Origin of the sequence: Streptomyces sp. NPDC059851, from assembly GCF_042732005.1 — a bacterium.
Taxonomy (GTDB): domain Bacteria; phylum Actinomycetota; class Actinomycetes; order Streptomycetales; family Streptomycetaceae; genus Streptomyces.
This window is the reverse complement of sequence record NZ_JBHWJJ010000283.1, coordinates 1-2506: the sequence shown is the minus strand read 5'-3', so window position 1 is coordinate 2506 and position 2506 is coordinate 1. Positions and strand designations below refer to the sequence as shown.

Here is a 2506-nt window from a genome sequence, read left to right as displayed (position 1 = left end):
GACTTCAACGGCGACGGCCGCGCCGACCTGGTCGCCGTGGTCAACTCCACCGCGGACCTGAACCTCTACGTCGGCACCAGCACCGGAGTCGCCCCCGCCATCCAGATCGGCCAGAACTGGTCCGGCATCGACAAGATCACCCTGGCCGACATCGACAGCGACGGCCGCGCCGACGTGGTCGGCACCGTCGCGAGCACCGGTGACCTGTACCTCTACAAGAGCCAGAGCAACAGCCTCAAGGCGGGCGTGAAGGTCGGCCAGGGCTGGGGCGGCATGAGCCACCTCATCTGACCGGCATCCGGCCGGGGCCCGGGGGCCCGTCCTTCGGGAACGGGCCCCCGACCCCCGCCTCCCCCACCACTGCTCTGCCCTCCCGCCCCTTCCCCGCTTCCGCGCCGTACGAGATGAAGGTCCGCCCCGCCATGTCACAGCACGCCCTGCGCCGTTCCGCCCTGACGCTCCTCGCCGCCTCCGCCCTCAGCGCCCTGGTCCCCCTCGCCGCCGCGACCCCCGCCTCCGCCGCTTCCGTCGCCACCTGGGACAAGGTCGCCGAGTGCGAGAGCAGCGGCAACTGGTCCATTAACACCGGCAACGGCTACTACGGCGGACTGCAGTTCTCGAAGTCCACCTGGGACGCCTACGGCGGCGGCGCGTACGCCTCGTACCCCCACCAGGCCTCCAAGACGGAGCAGATACTCATCGGCGAGAAGGTCCTCGCCGGTCAGGGTGAGGGCGCCTGGCCCACCTGCGGCCCGACCGCCGGCCTCGGCTCCGACGACCGGGACCCGTACCCGACGCAGCCGGCCGTCCAGCGTGACCACGACTTCACCAGCGACGGCAACGACGACCTGCTCGGCATCACCCAGAGCGACGACAAGCTGCGCATGTACGCCGGCAACGGCGCGGGCCAATTCGCCTCGCACGAGGTCGGCCCCGGCTGGGGCGGCATGGACAAGGTCAAGGCGGCCGACTTCAACAACGACGGCGACGGCGACCTCGTCGCCCGCGACGCCTCGACCGGCGACCTGTACCTCTACCTGGGCAACGGCGGTGGCGGCTTCAAGTCCACCACGAAGATCGGCACCGGCTGGAACGCCATGTCCGACTTCGTGGCCGGTGACTTCACGGGCGACGGCAAGGCCGACATCGTGGCGGTCCGCAAGGACGACGCCAGCCTGCGCCTTTACTCGGGCACGGGCACGGACGTGACGTACACGAAGCAGATCGGGCAGGGCTGGTCCGGCATGTCCAAGCTCGCCGCCGGTGACTTCAACGGCGACGGCCGCGCCGACCTGGTCGCCGTGGTCAACTCCACCGCGGACCTGAACCTCTACGTCGGCACCAGCACCGGAGTCGCCCCGGCCATCCGGATCGGCCAGAACTGGTCCGGCATCGACAAGATCACCCTGGCCGACATCGACAGCGACGGCCGCGCCGACGTGGTCGCCACCATCGCCTCCACCGGCGACCTGCACCACTACGCCAGCATGAGCAACAGCCTCAAGGCGGGCGTGAAGGTCGGCCAGGGCTGGGGCGGCATGAGCCACCTCGTCTGACCCGGCACGCGCCGACGTACGCGAAGCCGCCCGGCCGCACTGGCCGGGCGGCTCCGCGGCGGACGACCACCGCGCCTGACCAACGTGCAGAAGTCGTCGGCCGAACCGGAACGACGTCAGGATCCGGGCGGTGTCACCTGCGCCAGAAGAGGTGGTGCGTCACGCCGCTCGGGCTGGGGACGGTCTCCCAGTGGAAGCGGTCGAGGAGCTCCTCGGGCGAGTCCCACAGGCGCAGCCCGGAGCCGAGTTCCACGGGCGAGACCGCCACGTGGAGGGTGTCGACGAGGTCGGCGTCGAGGAACTCGCGGATGGTGGTCACTCCGCCTCCCAGCCGGACGTCCTTGCCCTGTGCGGCCTCCCGTGCCATGGCGAGGACGGCGGCCGGTTCGCCGGAGACGAAGTGGAAGGTGGTGTCGGAGAGGGTGAACGACGGCCGCTCGTGGTGGGTCAGCACGAACACCGGCGTGTGGAACGGCGGCTCGTCCCCCCACCAGCCGCGCCACTCGTGGTCCTGCCAGGGGCCGCGCTGCGGCCCGAACTTGTTGCGGCCCATGATTTCGGCGCCGATGTTGTTGGCGAAGTCGCGGGTGAAGTAGTCGTCCAGACCCCTGCTGCCGCCGGGCTCGGTGCGCCTGGGCCAGCTCGCCGTGGCGCCGGCCCAGGCGAACAACCTGCCCGGGTCGACGTGCCCGAAGGGGCGTTCGAGGCTCTGGTCCTCCCCGGCTCCGATCCCGTCGCTCGACACGTTGAAGTTCTGAACTCTCAGCAGCTGGGCCATGCGCTCCTCCTCGGGCTTCTCGGCAACATGCAGGAGACCGTCCCGGGCGCTGGAACTCATCGGTGCGTCCGTGATCCGGCCGAGGACCCGCACCGGAACCGGTCGTCAGTCTGGCAGGAGCGGGGCGCGCCGCCCGTGAACGGCGCTGGGGCCGGTCAGAGGAGGTCGTGCG

The 2506-nt window shown here is 70.8% G+C and carries 3 protein-coding genes; 2 read left to right on the top strand and 1 reads right to left on the bottom strand.

Going from position 1 to position 2506, the window contains the following annotated elements; all coding sequences use genetic code 11:
• Both ACFV7Q_RS38735 and ACFV7Q_RS38730 read left to right on the top strand, forming a co-directional pair.
• On the top strand, window positions 1-291 hold a 291-nt coding region (locus ACFV7Q_RS38735; RefSeq protein WP_385435649.1), incomplete at its 5' end, for an FG-GAP repeat domain-containing protein.
• Window positions 292-422: 131 nt separating this feature from the next.
• Window positions 423-1556 carry an FG-GAP-like repeat-containing protein gene (locus tag ACFV7Q_RS38730; RefSeq protein ID WP_385435648.1) on the top strand — a complete coding sequence of 378 codons (1134 nt, stop codon included), beginning with the start codon at window positions 423-425 and terminating at the stop codon, window positions 1554-1556.
• A 133-nt stretch (window positions 1557-1689) separates the two neighbouring features.
• Here the strand turns inward: ACFV7Q_RS38730 and ACFV7Q_RS38725 are convergent, their stop codons facing one another.
• A complete protein-coding gene (locus ACFV7Q_RS38725; RefSeq protein ID WP_385435650.1) occupies window positions 1690-2334 on the bottom strand; it encodes a dihydrofolate reductase family protein in 645 nt (214 codons plus the stop codon).
• Between the last annotated feature and the right edge of the window lie 172 nt (window positions 2335-2506).

Bases quoted from the DNA above. Each gene is read 5' to 3' on its own strand.
- ACFV7Q_RS38730 (WP_385435648.1), top strand. From the start codon at position 423: ATGTCACAGCACGCCCTGCGCCGTTCCGCCCTGACGCTCCTCGCCGCC.
- ACFV7Q_RS38725 (WP_385435650.1), bottom strand. From the start codon at position 2,334: ATGGCCCAGCTGCTGAGAGTTCAGAACTTCAACGTGTCGAGCGACGGG.